The organism is Bradyrhizobium sp. F1.13.3 (assembly GCF_040548265.1).
GTDB lineage: Bacteria > Pseudomonadota > Alphaproteobacteria > Rhizobiales > Xanthobacteraceae > Bradyrhizobium.
Window position 1 is genome coordinate 173,470 of sequence record NZ_JBEPRI010000015.1, and the last position, 20,565, is coordinate 194,034.

Sequence of the window (20,565 nt, forward strand, 5' to 3'; positions counted from 1 at the left end):
TCCGGCGGCGTTCCATCTCGCTGGTTCAGCCGAGGACGCGTGGTTCGAACGGGACCCTGAGCTGGTCGCGATCCACTCGAACGCCTTCATGCCCATAGGCTGCTCGAAGGAAGCGGCGGGGGGCAACACGTGGTCGTGACGATGTGTGTCGGTGGCGGAATGGGTGCCGCCGGTCTGTTGGAAGTTCTCTGAGGGGAGTGGCTGGTCGATGACATCCGCGCTTGAAACTGCAGTTGTCACCGGAGCCTCGTCTGGCATCGGTAGCGCCTACGCCGAAGATCTGGCACGGCGCGGATACGGAATTGTGCTGGTCGCGAGACGTCAGGATCGGCTCGCGGCCTTGGCAGAAAAGCTGCGATCCAACGGCGCGAAGCAAGTCGACGTTCTCGCCGCGGATCTCGCGGCGTCTTCGGGGCTTCGCAAGGTCGAGGCCCTTCTGGCCCTGCGCGACGATATCACCTTGCTGGTTAACAGTGCCGGCTTGGGTGCGCTCGGGCCGACCGCCCAGACTGGACCGGAGGAGGCTGAACGTCTCGTGCTCGTCAACGTCCTTGCTTTGACCCGGCTGTCGATCGCAGCTCTGCAGAGATTCCGCTCTCGGAATAAGGGGACGTTGATCAACATCGCATCGGTAATTGCGCTCGGACCTTCCCCGACGGCGGCGGCCTACAGCGGATCAAAGGCCTATGTCCTGAATTTCTCGAGGTCTCTCGAGCAGGAGTACGCAGAGTCCGCCATCACGGTGCAGACGATCCTGCCGGGTCCCGTACACAGCGAATTTTTCGCCATTTCGGGCGTGACGAAGCCCGGTATGCCGGAGCACCTGTTCATGACGCCGGAACAACTGGTGGCAACGGCGATGAAGGCTCTGGAGTTGAAAGAGGCGGTCTGCTTTCCGACGCTCCGCGATACCGCGCTCTGGAACGAGTTCGAGGGGGCGCGCAAGAAATTCTACAAGGCCGTCATCTCCACCGGAGAACCCGCTGCTCGCTACAAGTCCTGAGGCATCGATCATCGGGCGGCCCAAAAGCCGAGCCGGCCAAGTCACATACCCATAGAGGCTTAGATGCAATCGCCCGTCTCCGTTCAGAAACACGGCAACATCGCGGTCCTGCTCGTCGACAATCCTCCCGTCAACGCGCTCGGAGCCGCGGTCCGGAACGGATTGCGGGACAACTTGAAGCGGATTCTCGAGGACGACCAGTACGCAGCCGTGGTCCTTGCCTGTGCCGAGCGGACCTTCATCAGCGGGGCCGACATCCGCGAATTGGGCCAGAACATGCACGGCGCGAGCATCGACGAGATCAACCACCTTCTCGAAAATCCGACGAAGCCAACGGTCGCGGCCATCCACGGCGTAGCCTTCGGAGGCGGGCTCGAGGTCGCGATGGGATGTCATTTCCGGATCGCCACAAAGGACGCGAAGCTCGGTCAGCCCGAAGTCAAGCTCGGTCTCATCCCTGGCGGAGGCGGCACGCAGCGCCTCCCGCGCGCGATCGGCCCGGAAAGGGCGGTTCAACTGATCGTCACCGGAGATGCCATCGGGGCCGACGAAGCGCTGAAGCTCGGTCTGATTCAAGAGATATTTACGGCCCATCCGATCGCCGGCGGCGTCGCCTTCGCTCATAAGGTTCTCCAGGAAAAACGGCCGCTGAAGTCGTTGCGTAGCGACGATTCCAAGTTGGCTGCCGCACGCGCCGACCGGGGCATCTTTACGAAGGCTGCGGCAGAAGCGGTCAAGCGCAACAAGGGTCTTGAGGCGCCGATGGCCTGCGTGGAAGCGGTCGCATGGTGTCTCGACGTGCCATTCGAGCAGGCCATAAAACGCGAGTGGGATCTGTTTACGCGCCTGCGGGCTGGCGACCAGTCGAAGGCGCTGCGCCACGTCTTCTTCGCCGAGAGAAGCGGCAACAAGATCGAAGGGGTGGGCCCCGAAGTTCGTCCCCGGAAAGTGCAGTCGGTCGCGATCATCGGCGCGGGGACGATGGGACGCGGCATCGCGATGTCCTTTGCCAATGCCGGCATTCCGGTCAGGCTCATCGATGTCGCACCCGGCGCGCTCGAGCAGGGGATGAAGAACATCGTCGAGACCTATGCCTCGTTGAGCGCAAGAGGCTCGCTCTCCTCGGAAGACGCCGAAAAGCGAACGAGTCTGATTACCGGCGGAGGAAAGCTGGAGGACGCGTCCGACGCCGATCTGATCATCGAGGCGGTCTTCGAGACCATGGAGATCAAGAAGGCAGTGTTCTCCAAGCTCGACGGCATCGCCAAACCAGGCGCAGTTCTGGCGACGAACACCTCCTATCTGGATGTGAACGCGATAGCGGACATGACGAAGCACCCAGCCAACGTCGTCGGCATGCACTTCTTCAGTCCAGCGAACATCATGAAGCTCTGCGAAATCGTCCGAGGTCGTGCGACCTCATCCGAGATCCTCGCGACGGCCGTCAGCGTGGCCCGTCGGATCGCAAAAGTTCCGGTCGTCGTCAGGGTATGCCACGGATTCGTCGGAAACCGCATGCTCGGCGTCCGGATCCTTCAAGCGCGCAAGATGCTCCTCGAAGGCGCCACGCCGCAGCAGGTCGATGCGGTTGCGAGCAAGTTCGGCATGATGGGACCGTTTGCCATGGCAGACATGGCCGGTCTCGATATCGGCTGGCGGTCCCGGAAGGACAGTGGGGCAAAGTCGCCTGTCGAAGACGCGCTCTGCCAGGCCGGCCGCTTCGGTCAAAAGACGGCTGCGGGCTATTATCGGTACGAAAAGGGGTCACGATCGCCGCTACCCGATCCGGAGGTTGAGGCGCTGATCGTCGCGACGAGCCGCAAGTTGAGCATCGCACGCCGCTCGTTCTCGGACCAGGAGATCCACGAGCGCCTGATTTATCCGATGATCAACGAAGGGGCACGCATCCTCGAAGAGGGCATGGCGGCGCGCGCGAGCGACATCGATCTCGTCTGGCTCCACGGCTACGGCTGGCCGGCCCGGACAGGCGGTCCGATGTACCACGCAGATCAGATCGGCCTTGCCCAAGTGGCCGAGCGGCTCGTCTATATGTCCGGCGTGGACGGCGACAAGACGTTGCGGCCCGCTCCCATCCTTGAGCGTCTCGCGATGTCGGGCGAAGGGTTCGGCTCGCGTGCGAAGTGATCTTGCCGACGAGTTCCAGAAACCAAAGGAGAAGGTTCAGATGGTCTTCGTAATCGCCACATTGGCGGTCAAACCGGAAGCGAAGGCTGATCTGATCGCAGCCTCGAAGGATGCTATCGCCGCGACCCGGAAAGAAAAGGGTTGCGTCTCCTATGATCTTTTCGAGAGCACCTTCGATCCGAACAAGTTGACGTTCGTCGAAGAATGGGAGTCGCCCGATTGCCTCCCACTGCATTCGAAATCCGATCACATGAGGGCCTTTGGTCGCGTAGCAGTGAAGTGCTTCGCCGCTCCTGTGCAAGTCCAGATCATCACGCCGGAAAAAATCGAAAAAAGGTAGCGCGAACCGCGACCGCGGTCCGGCCGTCTCCTGAAGGAGACGCTTTCAATGAAGACGCGTATAACGGAACTCTTCGGGATCGAGCGCCCAATCATCCAGGCGGCATGCACTACGTCGGGTTCGCCGAATTGGCGACCGCCGTCGCAAATGCCGGCGGTCTGGGGCTCATCACTTCGTTGACGCAGCCGTCCCCGGATCACCTCGCCGCCGAATCCGCAAATGCCGGGAGATGACGAACAAGCCGTTCGGCGTCAATCTCACGTTCCTGCCAGCGGTCAACCTGCTCTCCTTCATGCATGAAATCGCCAAGAAGGCTCGGCATGTTCTCTTAGGCACCGCGACGCCCGTCCAGACCGATGTGGAGGATCTGTGGGATCTTCTGAAGGTCCTCGGTATGGGCGCCGAACACGTACTCGGCGATGCCTGGAGCGACTGGCGCTCGGCCCAGAAGAGCGTGCCCGTCATCAGCGGAAAGCGGCAAGTCACCGAGGAACGCGAAGCTTGGGGGCTGTTCCGGAATCCGCTACCGGCCGCGGCCGAGGCCGAGGTCATCTTCGGACATATGCGTGCCGCGGTAGCTCTTCCCAAGAATCGGTTCGTCTCGTCGGTCGCCTTCAGCGACATCGACGATCAGTTCTATCGCGATCAGTTCATCGACGACGTCCTGACGCCCCGCGGCTCGCTCGGATTCTTCCAGCGCAACAATCCGGTCGTCCGGCATGTCGTGCTCCGGAAGCGCTCGACCCTCGAGGAAATGGGCCTGATCCCGCGGATCCCGGTCGATATCCACCCGCTCCCCGGCGCCCACATGCCGCCGATGTTCGACGGGCTGGGGCTCCGGACCTCGAGCGCTTTCGATGCCGCCTACCAGGCCGCGGAGAAATTCACCCGTGCTCTGAGCAAGCGGAAGAAATCCGCGGGCTTCATGCGCAGCCTGATGCTGCAGCGCCTGTGCTCCAGCTACGCGAGCGGCCTGACCACCGCCGAAAAGCTTCTCTCCGGGCGCGTGCTGGATGACGAGGAAATGCAACTCGAGCTCGGCGAGGAGAACCTGGATTTCGTGGGCGAGGAGGTCCGGCAACTCCAGGCGATCATCGACGTCCTGTCGCCGCACCCGACCGATCCGAAGCTGGACGCCGTCTTGCACTATCTGCTGGAGCGCTCGGATCCATGGCTGCCGAAGGGCTGTATCGTCTTCAGCCAGTATTTCGACACCGCGAAGTGGGTGGGCGAGGCGCTGACGCAGCGGATCCCGGGCGAGCCCATCGCGGTGTACGCCGGCGCCGGCAAGTCCGGCATGTACATCAGCGGGGAATGGAAGAGCGTCGAGCGCGAGCAGATCAAACGTGCCGTGAGGGAGCGGACGATCCGCCTGGTCGTTGCGACCGACGCGGCCTGCGAAGGCCTGAACCTTCAGACGTTGGGCACCCTGATCAACATCGACCTCCCGTGGAATCCGTCACGGCTGGAGCAGCGGATCGGGCGCATCAAACGGTTCGGTCAGCGCCGCGACCGCGTCGACATGCTGAACCTGCTCTACCACGGGGTCACGCAGCAGACGGTCGACGAGAAGGTCTACGCCAAGCTTTCCGAACGCATGCGGAACCGCTTCGACATCTTCGGCACGCTGCCGGACGTCATCGATGACGACTGGATCGAGGACGAGGAGGAGCTCGAAGCCAGGCTTCGCGAGTACACGGAGCGCCGGACCCGGGCGAACGCCTTCGACTTGCGTTACGCCGGCGACGTGACCCCGAAGGGAGAGCGATGGGAGCTCTGCGAGAAGGTGCTCGCCAGGCACGATGTGAAGCAGAGGCTGTCGCGGGGATGGGGTGAACGGGAGCGAACCGAGCCGATATCGGCCTGATCACGCGGAGATCAGGAAGAGCGTAGCGGTCAAGGTCTTCACGGAATGCACCAGAACGAACACTTGGTGCCTCTGGGTGAAGGACTCCGCGATGCATTCGTGTCTGACGCCGTTTCGGTCGACCAAGACCATGTTGCGCTTTCCCGAAGACTTACGCTTGCCGAGCGGAATCAGCCGTCCGATCTCGTCCGCCGGAGTGTAGTACGGCGTGTTCCACATGTCGTGGCCGAAGGTCTCCGTGAAGGCCGGCGACTGAACGACACGGCGGAGATTGGCGCGGAATCCATCCCCTTCGATCAGCCCCGGCATGTCGAGGACCACGACGGCGCACGCGCGGCGGTTCTTGGAGACGTACTGCCGGATGGATGCATAGATGGAGGCGTTGAACTGCTTAGCCAATCGCACCGGCGTCCACACCTCGAACGTCCTGCTCTCCGCCATGTCTCGAAATGCATCCAGCTGAAACAAGACTTCGGACGCGAAGACGTTCGCTTCGCGGTCGAACAAGTCGGCCGCGTCCGGATCCAGCGACTTGTCACAGTCCTCCACGACGGCGTAAAGCGGGCGCTGCCAAGGCAGGAAGCCATGGGCGGATTCGTGAAGGCGGACAAACCGCTTCTTCACCTCGATCAGGCTCTGATCGAGGTAGACCAAGCCGGCGCTCGCATGGAACAAGCCCATCACTTTCGAGAGGGCCCGCTTGAGCAGGCCACCAGCCTTCTCCGCTCCTGCGCGGATCTTTTCGAGCAGCCCCGGGGAGAGGAGATCCTCTCTGACTTCTTCGACGTTGGCCACCGACATGATCTGTTCGACCGGCGTCGGAAACACACCGAGCGCGCCTGCTTCCCGCAGCGCGCGCTCGGCCTCTCTTCTGATGATGGCCAATTGGCCGGGCGTTAGGGAGCAATCGTCCGGCCGTCGCATGGTCACTTCCGTTTCGATCGAATGAAATTCAGATAGTCCATCAGTTCTTTTTCTTCGTCGGCTGACAGGTTGTCGATCGAATAGGTCGCGGCCTTCCCATGCTTCTGTCCTTCCGCCCGATGGCCGGAAGGAACGATGTACCCCGCGCGCTCCATCAGCGTTTCGTAGGGGACGCCGAGCGAGGTGGAGAGGGCATACAGCACATGGACGGACGGCTTCGAAATCTTGCCGGACTCAAGCTGCGAAAGGTATGCGTTGGAGACCTCCTTACCAGTTGCTTCCTCGACATCCCGCAGCGTCATCTTGCTTCCTAACCGGACGCTCTTCAGGTAGCGCCCGAGGCTTTCGCCCGCATTCGTCTCATCGGTTTTCTCATCTGACATCGATCCTCCGTTCCCTAGAGGCTGGGACCATCCCGGCCTAGCTCGATAATACACTGCTTGCTAAGTATTTCAAGCATGCTAACCATTTGCTTGACAAATTTAGCAAGCTCGATCATATTAGCGTAATCATCAACACCGGCGCGCCCGGAGAAAGGTTACGCAAATGACCAACCAGGAAATTGTTCAGGACCGCCAAGCTCGGGGGCAGGCGATCGAAGTCGCGGACGAAAATCTCGCGTTCCGCCAGGTGGTTATTCAGGATGCCACGCCGACGGGTGCGCAGATCAGTCATGCTGCCGGGTTCGCGCCGGCGCAGCAGGCGGTGGTGCTTCACTTCCTTCCGGACGGCGACCTCGAAGACATCAGGCCGAACCAGAGCGTCGACCTGAACGCCGGCCGTCAGTTCATCGTCATCGAGACCGATCGCCTCTTCCTTTTGACGATCAACGGCGAGCGCTTCGAATGGCCCAGCCGGATGATCTCCGGAGCCGTGGTCCGCAAGCTGGGCAAGGTGCCGCCGGAGGACGAACTGCTGCTGACCCGCGTCGACCAACCCGATCGCGTGGTCGCGCCCCGCGATCTGGTGGATCTCGGCAAGGGCGGCATCGAAGCCTTCGTCAGCCGCAAGCTGAGCTGGAAGCTGAACGTGCAGGGCGTCGTCCTCACGCTGCACCAGCCGACGATCATCGTGAAGCAGGCGCTGCTCGACGCCGGCTTCGACCCGACGAAGGGGTGGCAGATCTTCCTGATCGTCAAGGGCGAGCCGAAGCGCGCGGTCGGTCTCGACTTCACCGTCGACCTGCGGACTCCCGGCATCGAAAAGCTACGCCTGACGCCCACCGGTGTCCACAACGGGGAGGCCGCGGCAACGCCGCGGCGCCACTTCGACCTGCTCGAGGTGGACGAGAAGCACCTCCATGCACTCGGAATCTTCTGGGAGACAGTCGTCGACGGCGCTTGCCGCTGGCTCCTGATCCACAACTATCAGGTCCCGCCCGGCTACGCGCCGCGCATGGTGATGCTGGCGCTTCTGATCCCGCCGACCTATCCGACGGCGCAGATCGACATGTTCTACACCAGCCCGAAGCTGAACTTGACGTCGGGCCGGCCGATCGACCGCACCCAGGTCGGCGCGACGATCTGCGGAACGCCCTTCAACGGGTGGTCGCGCCATCGCGGTCCCCCTGCGCCCTGGAATCCCGCGACCGACAACGTCATCACCCATCTGGCACTGGTGGAGTCGGCGATCGCCAAGGAGGTCGGGCAATGATGTCGCCAACGACGCTGACGCTCTCCGGAGTGCACCACGACCGCCTCGGCAAGCACCTTTTTCCCGGAGACGGCAAGGAGGCGGCCGCGATCCTCGTCTGCACCCGCACGCCGGGCCCGCGACTCCGCCTGCTCGTCAAGGATCTGGTTTTGATCCCGCACGGCGAATGCCTGACGCGGCGGCCCGACGAAATCGATTGGCCTGGCGCGTACCTGGAGAAAGCCATCGACATCGCCGAGCCGCTCGGATCGGCGATCATCGTCATACATTCGCATCCCGGCGGCCTGTTCGCGTTCTCGGCGGCGGACGATGCCAGCGACGCCGTCATCATGCCTTGTCTCTTCGAGGCCTGCGGCGACATCCATGCCAGCGCCGTGATGACCCCGGACGGCGCCATTCGCGCAAGGCTGTACGATCGCTCCCTTACGGTGACGCCGGTAAAGCTCGTCAGCGTCGTCGGACACGATCTCCTGCATTTCTGGGAGGCCGAGGGGGGCAATCCTCGGCGCGCGCAGCGGCCGATGGCGTTTACCTCTGGCATGACCGCTGAGCTCAACCGTCTCACGGCTACCATAGTCGGGGTATCGGGGACGGGATCGATCACGGCCGAGCAGGCGGCGAGATTGGGGTTCGGCCGCAACCAGTACATCGAGTTCGACAAGGTCGAGGCAAAGAACCTGAACAGGATCCTCAACGCCACGCTGAACGACGCGAAGACCGGGCGTCCGAAGGCGGAGATGTTCGCGGCCGCAGTGGCCACCTATCGCGGGCCAGACGTGGCTTTTCCGATCCCGCGCGAGATCGGGACGCGCGATGCGGTCCTCGCGGCCAGTCAGAGCGACGTGCTCTTCTGCTGTGTCGACACGCTCGAAGCCCGCCAGTTCGCTGACCTCATCAGCAGCGCCTTCCTCATCCCGCTGTTCGACGTCGGCGTCACGATCCCGACGAGAAGGACGCCGGACGGCGGCACCGCGATCGCGGACGTCTGCGGGCGCATCGACTATGTGCAGCCGGGGTGTTCGACGCTGCTGGATCGCGGCGTCTATTCGCCCGAGACGCTGCGGGCCGAATATCTCGCCAAGGCGGACCCGGACGCACATCGTGCGGAGCTCGAGGCAGGCTACATCAAGGGACTCGCGGAGGAAGCGCCCTCGGTGATTACCCTGAACATGCGGGCGGCTGCTGCCTGCATGAACGAATTCGTGGCGCGGGCCTATCCCTTCCGCCTCGATCCGAACGAAAACTACGCTCGCACCATGTTCAGCCTGGCGGCCTGCGACGAGGACTTCTTCGCGGAATCGACCTTCGCGGCGGCGCCGAATCCAGTGTTGGCTCGCGGGGACCAAGAGCCGCTTCTAGGGTTGCCGGTCCTTGGCCGGCGCCGGAAGGAGGCAGCGTGATGCTGCCCAGCTGGTTTAGACGCGCCTTCGACCGATACGGGCCGAGGCGTGGCCTGAAGATCGTCGAAGGCGACAGTCTCCCGGCGCGCCTGCCTCGGCGAGACCTGGTCCTCGCGCGCGACGGCGACGAAGACTGGTGCGTGGGAATGAGGTGTCCCTGCGGGTGCGTCCAGACGATCGAGCTTCTCCTCGTCAGAGAGGCGAAGCCTCGATGGGATCTGCAGACCGACCAGTCGGGGCATCCAACCCTGAAGCCGTCGGTGTGGCTTCAGTCCGGTTGCCGATCCCACTTCTGGCTCCGAGGCGGGCGCGTGGAGTGGTGCGACTGAGCGTGAGCATCACTCGGCGTCGGGCTCGATGCCGATGAGCGTATACTTCTCGCGCACCACGGTCTGATTGCGCAGCACGCGCTTCACCTTGAACTTGGCGCGGGAGTTCGTGTTCACGTACTCCTTGTTGAAGAGACCGAGCTGATGCGGGGTGAGGTCGCGGGCGACCTTTCCGCGGATCGTGCCCCGCTCATCGGCGGCCCTGAATTCGAACTGGTGCGACTCCGGCAGCACGCCCGCGAGCTGTCCGCGGACGACGTCGCCGGCGTCGACGACTGTCGTCGTCCTGGCACGCTCGACCGCTCTCGCGACGACGTCCGAGCCGAAACTCCGGTCGGTAACGCCGGACACCAGGCGCACGGTCGCGCCGCTCTTGCGCATGAGATCGAAGAATTCGCCCGAAGCGGCCAGCACACGCTGGTCGATCTCCTCGACCGCACTCCTGAAGTCCTCCTCGTCGTCCTCTCCGAACGCCATCAGGAGCCGGGTCGCTTCGTCGACGGCAGTCTTCAGCGAGGAGTCCACGATCTGAAGCTGCGGCCGCACTTCCTCGAGGAGAAAGCCGAACGAACCTCTCACGATGTTCGTGATGTGGAGCGTCGAGGAAGACCGACGCGGCACCGTCCCGTGCTCGGCCAGACCGACCGTGTCGTGGGCGTGCGGCCGCCGGCCACGCTGCTGCAGCTGACGCAGCGGGCCCGCCATCCGGATCCGGAGACCTGACCACGGTGTGCGCGGATACCGATGGAACGACGGCAGCGACGGTCGGCCGAAGTCCTGGCACATCGACGTCTGCGAGACCGCGCTCGACGACGAGCTCACGTTCCTGCGAACCGAGATCTACCTGCGGGAAGTCGAGCCCCAGCTGCAGACGCTGACGGCCTTCAACCGCTTCTCCTCGAGATTCTGATCGCTCGGGACCCAGCTCCGAAGTGAACCTCGGGCCTCAACGGCCGAGGCGCTTCTCGACCTTCTTGCGAGAGTTGCCGACTTTCTTCACGGTCTTCTTCACCGCAGCGGCCGAGCGGCCGATCTTCTTGGCTTCGTAAGCGACTTCGTACTTCTGCCCGCCGGCAACACGGGCCCGGTCCTGCTTGCGTCCCCGCGTGGTTTTCTTCGCTGCCTTTGCCATGGTCGGCTTCTCCCTCGTTGAACGATGCCGAAGCAACGTCACAAGGATTCAGTGGTTCCGGAACGATTCCGCATGTGTCACCTTGAATCACGTTTGTTGCGTGGAGTTCTGTCCGTGGCGTTCGCGCGTAAGAAGGCGGCCGATTTCGGCGTCAAGGCACCGTTCCCGAATTTCGTGGAGCCGGCCCTGGCATCCTCGATGGATAGAGTGCCGTCCGGATCCCGATGGATTCACGAAATCAAGTTCGACGGCTATCGGGTGCAGGTTCATCTGCATAACCAGGCGGTCAACGTCTTCACCCGGCGGGGCCACGACTGGACCAACAGATTCAAAAAGGTTGCTCACGACGCCTGGCACATCAAGGCCGCCTCGGCGATTTTGGACGGCGAGATAGTGGTGCCGGCGGCCGATGGCACTACGGATTTCTCGGTCCTGCAGAACGAACTCAAGGGCAAGTCCACCAGCATCGTCCTGGTCGCCTTCGATCTCCTCTACCTGAACGGTCGCGACCTGCGGAAGCTGCCGCTCCTCCACCGCAAGGCGGAGCTTAAGAAGATCATCTCGGGCACCGCCGTCCAGTTCAGCGAAAGCTTCGAAATCGAGGGCCGGGACATGTTCGCGCACGCCTGCAAGGTCGGCCTAGAGGGCGTAGTGTCGAAGGTCCGCGACAGCATCTACATCAGCGGCCGCGCCAACAACTGGGTCAAGAAAACCTGCGCGCAGCGGGAGACCCTGACGATCGCAGGCTTCGCCCTGGATGGTACCAAGTGGGACGGCCTCTACGTCGGCCGGCGCAAGGGCAACGATCTCGTCTATGCCGGCAAGGTCGACCATGGCTTCGACAAGACTTCGACGGCGGAGCTCCGGATACGGTTGGAGCCGCTCGTCCGGAAGACGCAGCCCTACGCAAAGCGTATCGCGCACAAGGGTATCTGGGTCGAGCCGAAACTACTTGCCGAGATCGAGTACCGCGCAAAGTCGGCGGAAGGGAAGGTCCGGCACCCGTTCTTCAAGGGGCTGCGCGAGGATCTCTAACAACCGAGCCGCCGAATAGCGCGATCAGGGCACGGTCATACCGCCGTCGACGGTGAGCGCCTGGCCTACGATGTAGCTCGCAGCAGGGCTGCAGAGCCATAAGACCGCCGAGGCGATCTCTTCCGGCCTGCCCGCTCGACCGATCGGCACGTTCTTCGCGATATTGGCATACGCCTGTTCATCGCCGTCGACGACGTCACGCGCAACCGCGGTGTCGATGAGGCCGGGATTGACTGCGTTCACGCGAATGCCCTGACCGATGTACTCCAGGGCAGCGGTTCTGGTCAGACCGACAACGCCATGCTTGGAGGCGATGTAGGCCCCGATGCCAGGGTTGCCGGTAAGGGCGCCGACCGAGGCGTTGTTGACGATCGCGCCGCCCTGCCGCGCCAAATGACGAAGTTCGTGCTTCATGCAGCTCCAAACGCCGCGCAGATTGATCCCGATCACGCGGTCCCAGTCTTCGCGGGTGCTATCGGCCGTCGGGGCAATGTGAGCCATAACACCTGCGTTATTGAACGCGGCGTCCAAGCGGCCGAACTCGGCTACCGTACGGTCCACCATCGCGGCGACCTGGGCATCGTCGCTGACATCGCATGGCAGCGCGATGACCTCGTGACCACCGGCATCGAGCTTCCGCGCGGCTGCCTCCACCGCCTCCTTCTTGAAGTCGGCGAGCACGACGGACGCACCAGCCTCGGCGAAGGCGGTCGCCGTCGCCAGGCCCATCCCGGAGGCTGCGCCCGTGACGAGGGCCACCTTTCCAGTAAAGTCCAACGGATTGTTCATGGTCTCATCCTTTCATCCTCGTAGTGGCAAAGGGGACGCCGCTCAGCGCCCGCATCTCACTTTCGGTATTGTTCGTCGCTCACCTTATCCATCCAATCCACGTTCTTGCCGTCGACTGATTCCTGCACGGCAATGTGGGTCATCGCGGTTGTCGGCGAAGCGCCATGCCAGTGCTTCAATCCGGGCGGAAACCAGACCACGTCGCCAGGCCGGATTTCCTCGACTGGGCCGCCCTCGCGCTGAACCCAGCCGAGTCCCGCCGTGACGATCAGCGTCTGCCCGAGCGGATGCGTATGCCAGGCGGTACGGGCGCCGGGCTCGAAGGTCACCTGACCTGCGGCGGTCCGAGCGGGCTCCTGCGGCTGGAAGAGCGGATCGATGCGAACGGTCCCGGTAAACCAGTCCTCCGGCCCCTTCTGTGAAGGGCGCGAGCCGTTTCTTTTGATGTCGATGTCCATGTTGAACTCCTTCGATTGGCCGGTCGTCTGCGCCGACGACCCGCCGATATCCATGACAGCGGCGACGCAACCGCCGATGAGCACGCCTCTGCGGGTGATCATCTTCTTCATCTTTCAGCCAGGGCCGTAGCCGGGCCTCTTGAAGATGGTCTCCGGCTTGTCGACGATGTCCGGCCCATAGACACAGCTGGTCCAGTCCTTCGGATCGACATCTTCGACGCCGACCGACACGGAGTCCCGGCCGTAGCCCAGACTTTCCACCACGGCCTTCGTTACGGCTTCGGCCAGCGCGGCCTTCTGCTGTTTCGACTTTCCGGAATAGAGCTTAACGATGACGTGCGGCATGACGTTCCTCTCAGTGCGGGCGCTTTTCGAGTACGTCCTTGATGACGGGCGCCGCGGAAAAAGCGTTGGGCCAGCCGGCGTAGAACGCGAGGTGACCGAGCACCTCGCCGGCCTCCTCCCGCGTCAGTCCGTTGTCCATTGCGCGGTTCAGGTGATAGGTGATCTGCGCAACCTGGCCGGTCGCGATGAGAGCGCTCACCGTGACGAGGCTGCGGTCGCGGGGCGCGAGGGCCGGCCTGAGCCACAGATCCCGGAACAGCACGTCAGTCGTGTACTGGACGAGGCTCGGCGTGATCTGCCCGAACTGCTCTCCGACCCGGGTGGCACGCAGCTTCTCAGCAGCTTCGTCGAGCGGAAGCTGCTGCCCCGTAGCCGGCTGAAGTTGATCGGTACCGATGTTGCGGCTCTCGAAGACCTCCCGGGCCGCAGGGATAGCATCCATCGCGTTTGCCCAGCCGGTGTAGAACGCCAGGTGCGTGATTATTTCGGATACCTCGGACGGCTTCACGCCGTTATCGAGCGCGAGCGCCAGGTAGTGCGGCAGTTCGACGGTCTGGTCGCGGCCGATCAGCGCTGCAACCGTGACGATGCTGCGGTCGCGACCGGATAGACCCGGTCGCTTCCACAGGTCGCCGATGACGAATTTCTGCGCATAACCTTCGAGGGCCGGCGCGACGGCGCGTACGTCTTCGGGCTTGGGCATGGTGTTTGCTCCTTCCTTGGATGACTGCGCGGCGGCCGAGCCGGCGAACAGGCAGAGTGAGATCAAAGTGGCTGTTATCGTTCTCATTCCGGGGATCCTTCCAGCGAATAGGGGTTCGCTATCAGCCACCACGCGACAAGCGAAGCGCACAGCACGGTGGCCGAGCTGACGAGAAACAGAGCGTTCAGTCTCGCACCCGCCGCGATCAGACCGAGCGCGGGACTGGCTAAGCCCTGCGCGAGATCGAGGAAGGCGGTGTAGGCGCCCATGGCCAGACCCCGGCTCTGTGCCGGCACGCGGCGGACCGCCTCCACGCCGAAACCTGGATAGACCAGCGAGAAGCCAAAGCCAGTGAGCGCCGCGCCGGCGAGCGCCATCTCCGGACGGGCGGCAAGCCAGATCAGAGCCTGGCCGGCGGCTTCGACCGCGGCGCAGACCAGCGCGACTTTCGCGCCGCCGATCCTGTCGGCCAAGTGGCTGAAGAACACTCGCGCCAGGATGAAGGCGACCGCGTAGGCGGTGTAGGCCGCCCACCCGTTGGTCCAGCCCCTCGACGCGAATAGCAAGGCCACGAACGTGGTCACCGCGCCGAAGCCCACCGAGCCGAGCGCCGAGCCCAGGCCCGGCACCCAGACCGCTCCGATCACTTCGACGAACGAGGCCCGCGCGTGTTTCGCAGGCGCGACCGCGGGCAGGAGAGCGACGAGAGGCAGTGCGACGAGCGGAGCCAACGTGGTCGCGAGTGCAATCGCGGTGAATCCGTAGGCGGCATACAGAGCGGAGCCTGCCGGCGCGCCGATCGCGAAGGCGGCGAACATCGCCGATCCCACCCAGGCGATCACCCTGCCGGTGTTACTCGAATGGGAGAGCGCGAGCGCCCAGCTCACCGCCGCCGTGATGATGAAGCTCTCCGCCCCGCCGAGCAGCGCGCGTCCGGCGAGGAGGATTACGACCGAAATCGACGGGGATGCGCTGAACCCGAACGAGAGCAGATAGAGCAGTCCTGCGGCGGCCCCCGCCAGCAGGCCGACGACGACCCCGCGCTTGGCTCCACGAGCATCGGAGAAATGCCCCGCCCACGGTCGGGAGATCAACGATGCTGCGAACTGGCTGCCGGCGACCAGACCCACCACGAACGGCCCGAAGCCCAGCCCCTCGTGCACATGAAGAGGAAGTACGGGCATCGCCAAGCCGATGACGAGGAAACCGACGAACACCACGCCCATGATGGGCAGCAAGGTCGCGGCGAGGGTCTGCGCGATGGGCGGCGTCGGGAGCGTTGTTACGGACATGCAATGACGCCTCTGATCACAGCGTGAGCATCGTCTTGATCGCACGCCGTTCGTCCATCGCGCGGTAGCCTTCCGCGACGTCGGCGATAGGCAGCGTGAGATCGAACACCTTGCCGGGCTTGATCCTGCCCTTCAGAACGCGATCCATCAGATCGGGCAGGAAGCGACGGACCGGCGCCGGTCCGCCCAGCATTCGGCGTTGCGCGAAGAACATCGCCTGGCCGTCGAAGGTCACGCCGTGAGGTACCCCGACGTAACCGATCGAGCCACCGGGACGCACGGAATCGATGGCCTGTGTCATGGATTCCTGTGTGCCGACGCACTCCAGAACCGAATCCGCACCGACGCCGGCCGTGAGCTCTTTCACGCGCTCGATGCCGGATGCCCCGCGTTCGGCCACGATGTCCGTCGCTCCGAAGCCGCGTGCCAGCTCCTGGCGGCTCTTGTGCCGGCTCATGGCGATGATGCGATCTGCCCCCATCTCCTTCGCTGCCAGCACCCCCATTAGTCCCACTGCGCCGTCGCCGACGACCGCCACTGTCGAGCCGGGCCGGACGTTGGCGGCGTCCGCGGCGTACCAGCCCGTTCCGAGAACATCGGACGTCGCCAGCAAGTGCGGGACGAGATCCTCGTCCGGCACTTCGGTGGTCGCGACAAGCGTTCCGTCGGCCAGGGGCACCCGCGCGTAGGGTGCCTGCGCTCCCGTCATGAACTCGCGCTGGACGCAGGAGGAGTGAAAGCCGAACTTACAGTGCGGGCAGGTATTGTCGGACAGGCAGAACGAGCCGACGACGAACTGACCGGGACGGACGGTCCTAACGTCGCTGCCGACCTCGACGACGATGCCGCAGTATTCGTGGCCCATGTGAGCCGGCCCCTCCGTCGGCTGCAATCCGCGATACGGCCATAGGTCGGACCCGCAGATGCAGGTGGCCGACAATTTTATGATGGCATCCGTCGGCTTCAGGATATTCGGATCGTCCACCTTTTCGAAGCGGACATCGCGCGGGCCGTACATGATTGTGGCAAGCATAATCGTTGCTCCTGTCAGGCTGGTGGAAGGCGCTCGAAGCGCAGCGCGAACTTGCCGCGCGTGAGCAGCGGTTGTGGACCATCATCAAGGCGGCCGATGCGGATCAGGCCACTCGAATATTTGTAGCTGCCATGAAAGAAGGCTAGGTTGCCCCATGGAGCGTAGTAGCAGAGATCGCCTGCCGCTTCGTTCGAGAACGGACCACCGCCTTCTTCGATCAGCTTTCGCGGCAGATAAGCGATTTTCTCGTTCGTAGAAAAATCCTCGACGACGAGATCGAGTGGCAGCATCGTCAGCAGATCGCGAGCGGATGGATCGTCCATGAGCGTTGCCGTGAAGGTCTGGTTTGCGAAGCTGCAACGGATACCCATTGCCGCCGTTCCTCCGGATCGTCCGCCCTCAGTCGCCGCTTCGGTGGAAGCGCCGCGCGACACGCAAACGCTCGAGACGATCGCGACGGGTTGTCGGCGGGATAGTCGTTTCTCGGTTGACTGGTTCATGGTTGCGCCTCCGCCGAGCCGCCCTCGCCGGCGCGAGCATCGAGACCACCCAGCAATGCCGAAGCTACAAGTAGCGCCGCGCTCGCGAGGAATGTCGTTCGGTAACCTGCAGCGTCGAACAGCAACCCACCGCCGGCGGCGCCTAGCGTGATCGCCAACTGAACCACCGCGACGAGGAGCCCGCCCGCAGGTTCGGTGTCATCCGGGAACCGGCGTGCCACCCACGTCCACCAAGCGACCGGAGCGCCCGTTCCTATCATGCCCCAAAGCGTCAGCAGGGCCGCGGTCGGCAAAGCAAAGGTCCCGAGCGCCACCAGGCCGCAAGCGACAGCCGCAAGCGCCAGGGGAGCCAAGATAAGGGCCGTCGAAAGCCTGCACGCCACCATTCGTCCGATCAGCCAAGTGCCGATCACGCCGGCGATGCCCATGGCCAGCAGCACCAAAGAGAGCTCGGACACCTCGAGGCGCGTGACTGTTTCGAGAAAAGGCCGGAGGTAAGTGAACAGTGCGAATTGCCCAGCGAACAGCAGCGCGACCGCGGCCATTCCGAGCCGGGCGTTGGGGCGGCGAAGAAGACCCAACGCGCTGGGTTGCTCCTTGTCGCGGTCGTAAGGCATGGGCGGCAGCGTCAACCACTGCCAGACGAAAGTGACGGCTGCGAGCGGGACAACCAGGAAGAACGCACCGCGCCAGCCGATGTACTGCCCGAGGAAGCTCCCCAAGGGCGCGGCTACCGTCGTCGCGACCGCGTTGCCGGCGTTGAGCATCGCGAGTGCGCGCGGCACCTGTTGCTTCGGAACGAGCCGCATGACGGTCGCGGCGGACATCGACCAGAAGCCACCGATGACCACTCCGAGCAGGGCACGGCCCGTTATGAGCACGGCGAAATTGGGCGCGAAGGCGACCAGAAGTCCCGACGCCAGCATTAGGACGGTTAAGCACAGCAGCAGCGCGCGTCGATCGATGCCGCGACCGACGGTGGAGATGGAGAGGCTGGTCAGCACCGCGAACAGCCCGGAAACCGAGATCGCCTGACCCGCAGCGCCTTCCGTGAGGTGGAGGTCGGACGCGATCGGCGTTAGGATGCTGACCGGCATGAATTCCGAAGCGATCAGGGTCGCCACGCACAACGACAGCGCCGATACGGCGCCCCAGCCTGCAGTTGCTGCATCTCGGTTGGGTGCCAGGTCGGAATATTTGAGGACAGTCTGCTCGGTCACGCTCGCTCCGTGCGCTGATGATCACGGAGAAGCCGCGATCGGTGCACGAAACATAGGCGGCGGCGCAATTGGGGATTACCCCAAGACTATGTGATGAAGCGATGAGTCCAGCTCATCGATCGGCCGCTTGCTACAATCCGAGCGGCTGCATTTCCCGGATCAGGTCTATCAGTAGACGCAGGCCTGTCGGCAGTTGGCGACGGCCGGGATAATAGATGTGGAACCCCGGGCCCATGGGTGCCCAATCCTCCAGCACGCTGCGCAGCGTACCCTGGGAAATCAGCGGTTTCGCGCATGGCTCCGGAATGTATGCAAGCGCGGCCCCCGCCGTGACGAGCGAAAGCGCAAACTGGGTTTCATCGATCGTGATCGCGCCCGGAACGTCGACCGCGACCTCTTCGCCATCCCTTTCGAATTCCCAGTGATAGATGCTGTCGTTGCCCAGGCGGATGCGCAGACATTGATGGGCTTGGAGGTCGCTGGGGTGCGAGGGCACGCCACGACGGTCCAAGTAGGCCGGCGCTCCGACCACTATCCATCGAATGTCGCCCGACAGCCGCTGCGCAATCATGTCCTCCGGCACCGTGCCGCCGTAGCGGATGCCGGCATCGGCACCCTGCGCCACCACGTCTATCAGGTGATTTGACACGGCGACATCGACCTCGATATCGGGATAGCGCTCGACGAAGACCGGAAGGACCGGACCGAGTAGGAGGGAGCTCGCATGTTCAAGCACATTGAGGCGGATCCGGCCGGCAGGCTCGACTCGGTAGCGGTTTAGCGCTTCAACCGCGTTTCCGATGGCATCGAAGGGGCCCGCAAGCGCGGCCTGCAGTTGCTCCCCGGCGGAGGTGAGAGTTACGCTGCGGCTCGTTCGATTGAACAAGCGCACGCCCAGACGTGCCTCCAGCGCCTTCAGCGAATGACTGAGCGCAGAGGCGCTGACGCCGAGTTCGAGCCCGGCCCGCCGAAAGCTACGATGCTTCGCGAGCGCGAGAAAATAGGCAAAGTCGGCGAAATCGGTGCGGTTGATACGCATCGCTCGACTCTGCCTAGAATGGCTCCCTACCGCAACAACGTTGAGGCGCGCTCATTGACGAGCCGACAAACCCGGGACGGAATCACGAAGCCGGACTGCAGAGGATCGCGGCCGAGTACGTCGGCGGGTCGACCCCGCGTCGGAACTTTTTTGACGACTTACTCGCGGCCTGATCGGACGTGCGCCGGCTCTCCATGCGCACGCCGCTTGGACCCGCTCCGCCTGGAACAGTTATCTGCACGCGACGCGCCTCGAAGCCGCTCGGCTCCAAAGGAGCGCGGGTGGCCGACACGGTAGGCTCTGCAGAAGGCTGAAAAACCCGCCACGAGCGCCAACAGCCTGAAGGACCGGCTGACGAGACGTCACTGCGCTAGGAGTCGTCGCTCTCGATCGCCTCGAAATCGCCCGACGTTGACGCCCTGCCGGGCCGACCCGGTGGTACACGGCGGTGGTCGCAAACCTTCGCCGGCCTTTTTAGGAATGCCATTTACGGGCTTTTTGTGGTATCCGCCGCCGTCGGATGGGAATCCCTCCCTCTCCGCCACTGGCGATCAATGGCTGCCGATAGCCGGTAACTTTGCAGCATGTGTTGAACTGAATTTGCGCGGTTTTGCTAGTTTGGTCCGCGCCTTACGGTAACAGACCCCAGCATTTTCAACGGTCCCGACCAGACTACGAATCTGAGGGTCGGACGTTCGAATCGTTCCGGGCGCGCCAGCACTTAGCGGCTTCTGCCGTGCAAAAAGTACGATCGTTTTACGGGATTTGCAAGGAAGGCAGCCCTTAGGCTTCCGTCCGCAACATAGACCGCTTCTTGAATGTGTACCTGTGTTCTGGAGCGCAAGCAGGGTCTATCAGCCGCAACTACGATGGGGTTCCGCTTTGCTGTACCAAGACGGCTGTCCGTGGAAACTTGGCGCATCAGAGAAGGTCAGGTTGTGTGATCACCTCTCTCCGGCGCACGAACAGACAGAAGGCTGAGACCCACGACACCGTTGCGCACGTGCAAGCATCGGAGGCCGTGAGGGTGAAGCTCGTTGCAGCGGGCGCAGCGGCTTGATGTCGATTATATTTTGTGGTGGAACCGACTGTCTATTTTGGACTCAGGAACCCACCGCTTTTCAGAGGTTGAGTCGTGTCGGACATAGGGAAAGCTGAGCCGTCACTCCGGCCCCCGCCGTTGGGGCCGTCCTGTCCGAAGTGCAAAATGCCTTCGCGCTACGCCACCTCCATCCTCGACGTGAAGAACGACAGGATGGTGCCGTGTCATTCGGCTTGCAATATTGACCCCCTAAGCCGGGGGATCGGCGTCCAAAATTGACCCCCTATAGGTTGGTCTGTTGCGCTGCCTGCTTCGT

The 20,565-nt window shown here is 63.4% G+C and carries 21 protein-coding genes, 1 tRNA gene and 2 pseudogenes; 11 read left to right on the forward strand and 13 right to left on the reverse strand.

Features of this window, described 5'->3' with window-relative positions; all coding sequences use genetic code 11:
* Positions 1 to 208 precede the first annotated feature (208 nt).
* The 5 genes and pseudogenes from ABIB66_RS32890 (at position 209) to ABIB66_RS32910 (ending at position 5,355) form a co-directional block, all read left to right on the forward strand.
* Complete coding sequence (locus tag ABIB66_RS32890) at positions 209 to 1,003, forward strand: SDR family NAD(P)-dependent oxidoreductase (protein ID WP_354257386.1); 795 nt, start codon at positions 209 to 211, stop codon at positions 1,001 to 1,003.
* Positions 1,004 to 1,066: 63 nt separating this feature from the next.
* Entirely contained in the window at positions 1,067 to 3,148 is a 2,082-nt protein-coding gene (locus ABIB66_RS32895) for a 3-hydroxyacyl-CoA dehydrogenase NAD-binding domain-containing protein (RefSeq protein ID WP_354257389.1), read from the forward strand.
* 40 nt (positions 3,149 to 3,188) lie between these two features.
* Positions 3,189 to 3,488 carry a putative quinol monooxygenase gene (locus ABIB66_RS32900; RefSeq protein ID WP_354257393.1) on the forward strand — a complete coding sequence of 100 codons (300 nt, stop codon included), beginning with the start codon at positions 3,189 to 3,191 and terminating at the stop codon, positions 3,486 to 3,488.
* 48 nt (positions 3,489 to 3,536) lie between these two features.
* Positions 3,537 to 3,795 (forward strand): annotated as a pseudogene (locus tag ABIB66_RS32905) (nitronate monooxygenase); the annotation flags it as partial.
* Between the two features lie 717 nt (positions 3,796 to 4,512).
* Positions 4,513 to 5,355 (forward strand): C-terminal helicase domain-containing protein, encoded by an 843-nt coding sequence (locus ABIB66_RS32910; protein WP_354257460.1) that lies wholly within the window; start codon positions 4,513 to 4,515, stop codon positions 5,353 to 5,355.
* On the opposite strand, the gene ABIB66_RS32915 is transcribed toward ABIB66_RS32910, so the two are convergent.
* Together ABIB66_RS32915 and ABIB66_RS32920 are read right to left on the reverse strand one after the other, a co-directional pair.
* Entirely contained in the window at positions 5,356 to 6,156 is an 801-nt protein-coding gene (locus ABIB66_RS32915) for an ImmA/IrrE family metallo-endopeptidase (RefSeq protein WP_354257396.1), read from the reverse strand.
* Between the two features lie 125 nt (positions 6,157 to 6,281).
* A complete protein-coding gene (locus ABIB66_RS32920) occupies positions 6,282 to 6,662 on the reverse strand; it encodes a helix-turn-helix domain-containing protein (RefSeq protein WP_085395232.1) in 381 nt (126 codons plus the stop codon).
* A 163-nt stretch (positions 6,663 to 6,825) separates the two neighbouring features.
* On the opposite strand from ABIB66_RS32920, the gene ABIB66_RS32925 reads away from it, so the two are divergent.
* Genes ABIB66_RS32925 through ABIB66_RS43695 form a run of 3 tightly spaced genes read left to right on the forward strand, consistent with a single transcriptional unit; the run spans position 6,826 to position 9,661 of the window.
* Positions 6,826 to 7,932 carry a multiubiquitin domain-containing protein gene (locus ABIB66_RS32925; RefSeq protein ID WP_354257401.1) on the forward strand — a complete coding sequence of 369 codons (1,107 nt, stop codon included), beginning with the start codon at positions 6,826 to 6,828 and terminating at the stop codon, positions 7,930 to 7,932.
* Positions 7,929 to 9,332 carry a ThiF family adenylyltransferase gene (locus ABIB66_RS32930; RefSeq protein WP_354257405.1) on the forward strand — a complete coding sequence of 468 codons (1,404 nt, stop codon included), beginning with the start codon at positions 7,929 to 7,931 and terminating at the stop codon, positions 9,330 to 9,332. Before ABIB66_RS32925 ends, ABIB66_RS32930 begins: the two co-directional genes overlap by 4 nt.
* Positions 9,332 to 9,661 (forward strand): ubiquitination-like system serine protease family protein, encoded by a 330-nt coding sequence (locus ABIB66_RS43695; RefSeq protein ID WP_502918340.1) that lies wholly within the window; start codon positions 9,332 to 9,334, stop codon positions 9,659 to 9,661. Before ABIB66_RS32930 ends, ABIB66_RS43695 begins: the two co-directional genes overlap by 1 nt.
* Positions 9,662 to 9,670: 9 nt before the next feature.
* Here the strand turns inward: ABIB66_RS43695 and ABIB66_RS32940 are convergent, their stop codons facing one another.
* Entirely contained in the window at positions 9,671 to 10,366 is a 696-nt protein-coding gene (locus tag ABIB66_RS32940) for a hypothetical protein (RefSeq protein ID WP_354257408.1), read from the reverse strand.
* A gap of 28 nt (positions 10,367 to 10,394) precedes the next feature.
* Here ABIB66_RS32940 and ABIB66_RS32945 point away from each other — a divergent pair.
* A pseudogene (locus ABIB66_RS32945) lies at positions 10,395 to 10,571 on the forward strand (3'-5' exonuclease); the annotation flags it as partial.
* A 36-nt stretch (positions 10,572 to 10,607) separates the two neighbouring features.
* Here the strand turns inward: ABIB66_RS32945 and ABIB66_RS32950 are convergent.
* The gene (locus tag ABIB66_RS32950) at positions 10,608 to 10,793 is read right to left on the reverse strand and encodes a DUF3606 domain-containing protein (protein WP_354257412.1); all 186 of its coding nucleotides are present in this window, start codon (positions 10,791 to 10,793) and stop codon (positions 10,608 to 10,610) included.
* 114 nt (positions 10,794 to 10,907) lie between these two features.
* On the opposite strand from ABIB66_RS32950, the gene ligD reads away from it, so the two are divergent.
* Positions 10,908 to 11,828 (forward strand): non-homologous end-joining DNA ligase, encoded by a 921-nt coding sequence (gene ligD, locus ABIB66_RS32955; protein ID WP_354257415.1) that lies wholly within the window; start codon positions 10,908 to 10,910, stop codon positions 11,826 to 11,828.
* 24 nt (positions 11,829 to 11,852) lie between these two features.
* Here the strand turns inward: ligD and ABIB66_RS32960 are convergent, their stop codons facing one another.
* The 9 genes from ABIB66_RS32960 to ABIB66_RS33000 all read right to left on the reverse strand — a co-directional run bounded on the left by ABIB66_RS32960 (position 11,853) and on the right by ABIB66_RS33000 (position 19,207).
* Positions 11,853 to 12,617: an SDR family NAD(P)-dependent oxidoreductase gene (locus ABIB66_RS32960; RefSeq protein ID WP_354257418.1), complete on the reverse strand. Its 765-nt coding sequence runs from the start codon at positions 12,615 to 12,617 to the stop codon at positions 11,853 to 11,855.
* Between the two features lie 56 nt (positions 12,618 to 12,673).
* On the reverse strand, positions 12,674 to 13,069 hold the full coding sequence (locus ABIB66_RS32965; RefSeq protein ID WP_354257466.1) for a (R)-mandelonitrile lyase: 396 nt from the start codon (positions 13,067 to 13,069) through the stop codon (positions 12,674 to 12,676).
* 120 nt (positions 13,070 to 13,189) lie between these two features.
* Positions 13,190 to 13,420 carry a tautomerase family protein gene (locus ABIB66_RS32970; protein WP_354257421.1) on the reverse strand — a complete coding sequence of 77 codons (231 nt, stop codon included), beginning with the start codon at positions 13,418 to 13,420 and terminating at the stop codon, positions 13,190 to 13,192.
* 10 nt (positions 13,421 to 13,430) lie between these two features.
* The gene (locus ABIB66_RS32975; RefSeq protein WP_354257424.1) at positions 13,431 to 14,210 is read right to left on the reverse strand and encodes a carboxymuconolactone decarboxylase family protein; all 780 of its coding nucleotides are present in this window, start codon (positions 14,208 to 14,210) and stop codon (positions 13,431 to 13,433) included.
* Entirely contained in the window at positions 14,207 to 15,415 is a 1,209-nt protein-coding gene (locus ABIB66_RS32980) for an arabinose transporter (protein ID WP_354257427.1), read from the reverse strand. The genes ABIB66_RS32975 and ABIB66_RS32980 overlap by 4 nt, the downstream gene beginning before the upstream one ends.
* A 16-nt stretch (positions 15,416 to 15,431) precedes the next feature.
* Positions 15,432 to 16,448, reverse strand: coding sequence for a zinc-dependent alcohol dehydrogenase family protein (locus tag ABIB66_RS32985; RefSeq protein WP_354257430.1), 1,017 nt, complete (start codon positions 16,446 to 16,448; stop codon positions 15,432 to 15,434).
* A gap of 14 nt (positions 16,449 to 16,462) precedes the next feature.
* Complete coding sequence (locus ABIB66_RS32990; protein ID WP_354257433.1) at positions 16,463 to 16,819, reverse strand: cyclophilin-like fold protein; 357 nt, start codon at positions 16,817 to 16,819, stop codon at positions 16,463 to 16,465.
* 125 nt (positions 16,820 to 16,944) lie between these two features.
* The gene (locus ABIB66_RS32995) at positions 16,945 to 18,168 is read right to left on the reverse strand and encodes an MFS transporter (RefSeq protein WP_502918341.1); all 1,224 of its coding nucleotides are present in this window, start codon (positions 18,166 to 18,168) and stop codon (positions 16,945 to 16,947) included.
* Positions 18,169 to 18,298: 130 nt separating this feature from the next.
* Positions 18,299 to 19,207 (reverse strand): LysR family transcriptional regulator, encoded by a 909-nt coding sequence (locus ABIB66_RS33000; RefSeq protein WP_354257436.1) that lies wholly within the window; start codon positions 19,205 to 19,207, stop codon positions 18,299 to 18,301.
* Between the two features lie 625 nt (positions 19,208 to 19,832).
* Here ABIB66_RS33000 and ABIB66_RS33005 point away from each other — a divergent pair.
* A tRNA-OTHER gene (locus ABIB66_RS33005) sits at positions 19,833 to 19,924 on the forward strand.
* The last annotated feature ends 641 nt before the right edge of the window (positions 19,925 to 20,565 follow it).

Bases quoted from the DNA above. Each gene is read 5' to 3' on its own strand.
- ABIB66_RS32890 (WP_354257386.1), top strand. From the start codon at position 209: ATGACATCCGCGCTTGAAACTGCAGTTGTCACCGGAGCCTCGTCTGGC.
- ABIB66_RS32895 (WP_354257389.1), top strand. From the start codon at position 1,067: ATGCAATCGCCCGTCTCCGTTCAGAAACACGGCAACATCGCGGTCCTG.
- ABIB66_RS32900 (WP_354257393.1), top strand. From the start codon at position 3,189: ATGGTCTTCGTAATCGCCACATTGGCGGTCAAACCGGAAGCGAAGGCT.
- ABIB66_RS32910 (WP_354257460.1), top strand. From the start codon at position 4,513: ATGCAACTCGAGCTCGGCGAGGAGAACCTGGATTTCGTGGGCGAGGAG.
- ABIB66_RS32915 (WP_354257396.1), bottom strand. From the start codon at position 6,156: ATGTCGGTGGCCAACGTCGAAGAAGTCAGAGAGGATCTCCTCTCCCCG.
- ABIB66_RS32920 (WP_085395232.1), bottom strand. From the start codon at position 6,662: ATGTCAGATGAGAAAACCGATGAGACGAATGCGGGCGAAAGCCTCGGG.
- ABIB66_RS32925 (WP_354257401.1), top strand. From the start codon at position 6,826: ATGACCAACCAGGAAATTGTTCAGGACCGCCAAGCTCGGGGGCAGGCG.
- ABIB66_RS32930 (WP_354257405.1), top strand. From the start codon at position 7,929: ATGATGTCGCCAACGACGCTGACGCTCTCCGGAGTGCACCACGACCGC.
- ABIB66_RS43695 (WP_502918340.1), top strand. From the start codon at position 9,332: ATGCTGCCCAGCTGGTTTAGACGCGCCTTCGACCGATACGGGCCGAGG.
- ABIB66_RS32940 (WP_354257408.1), bottom strand. From the start codon at position 10,366: ATGGCGGGCCCGCTGCGTCAGCTGCAGCAGCGTGGCCGGCGGCCGCAC.
- ABIB66_RS32950 (WP_354257412.1), bottom strand. From the start codon at position 10,793: ATGGCAAAGGCAGCGAAGAAAACCACGCGGGGACGCAAGCAGGACCGG.
- ABIB66_RS32960 (WP_354257418.1), bottom strand. From the start codon at position 12,617: ATGAACAATCCGTTGGACTTTACTGGAAAGGTGGCCCTCGTCACGGGC.
- ABIB66_RS32970 (WP_354257421.1), bottom strand. From the start codon at position 13,420: ATGCCGCACGTCATCGTTAAGCTCTATTCCGGAAAGTCGAAACAGCAG.
- ABIB66_RS32975 (WP_354257424.1), bottom strand. From the start codon at position 14,210: ATGAGAACGATAACAGCCACTTTGATCTCACTCTGCCTGTTCGCCGGC.
- ABIB66_RS32980 (WP_354257427.1), bottom strand. From the start codon at position 15,415: ATGTCCGTAACAACGCTCCCGACGCCGCCCATCGCGCAGACCCTCGCC.
- ABIB66_RS32985 (WP_354257430.1), bottom strand. From the start codon at position 16,448: ATGCTTGCCACAATCATGTACGGCCCGCGCGATGTCCGCTTCGAAAAG.
- ABIB66_RS32990 (WP_354257433.1), bottom strand. From the start codon at position 16,819: ATGGGTATCCGTTGCAGCTTCGCAAACCAGACCTTCACGGCAACGCTC.
- ABIB66_RS33000 (WP_354257436.1), bottom strand. From the start codon at position 19,207: ATGCGTATCAACCGCACCGATTTCGCCGACTTTGCCTATTTTCTCGCG.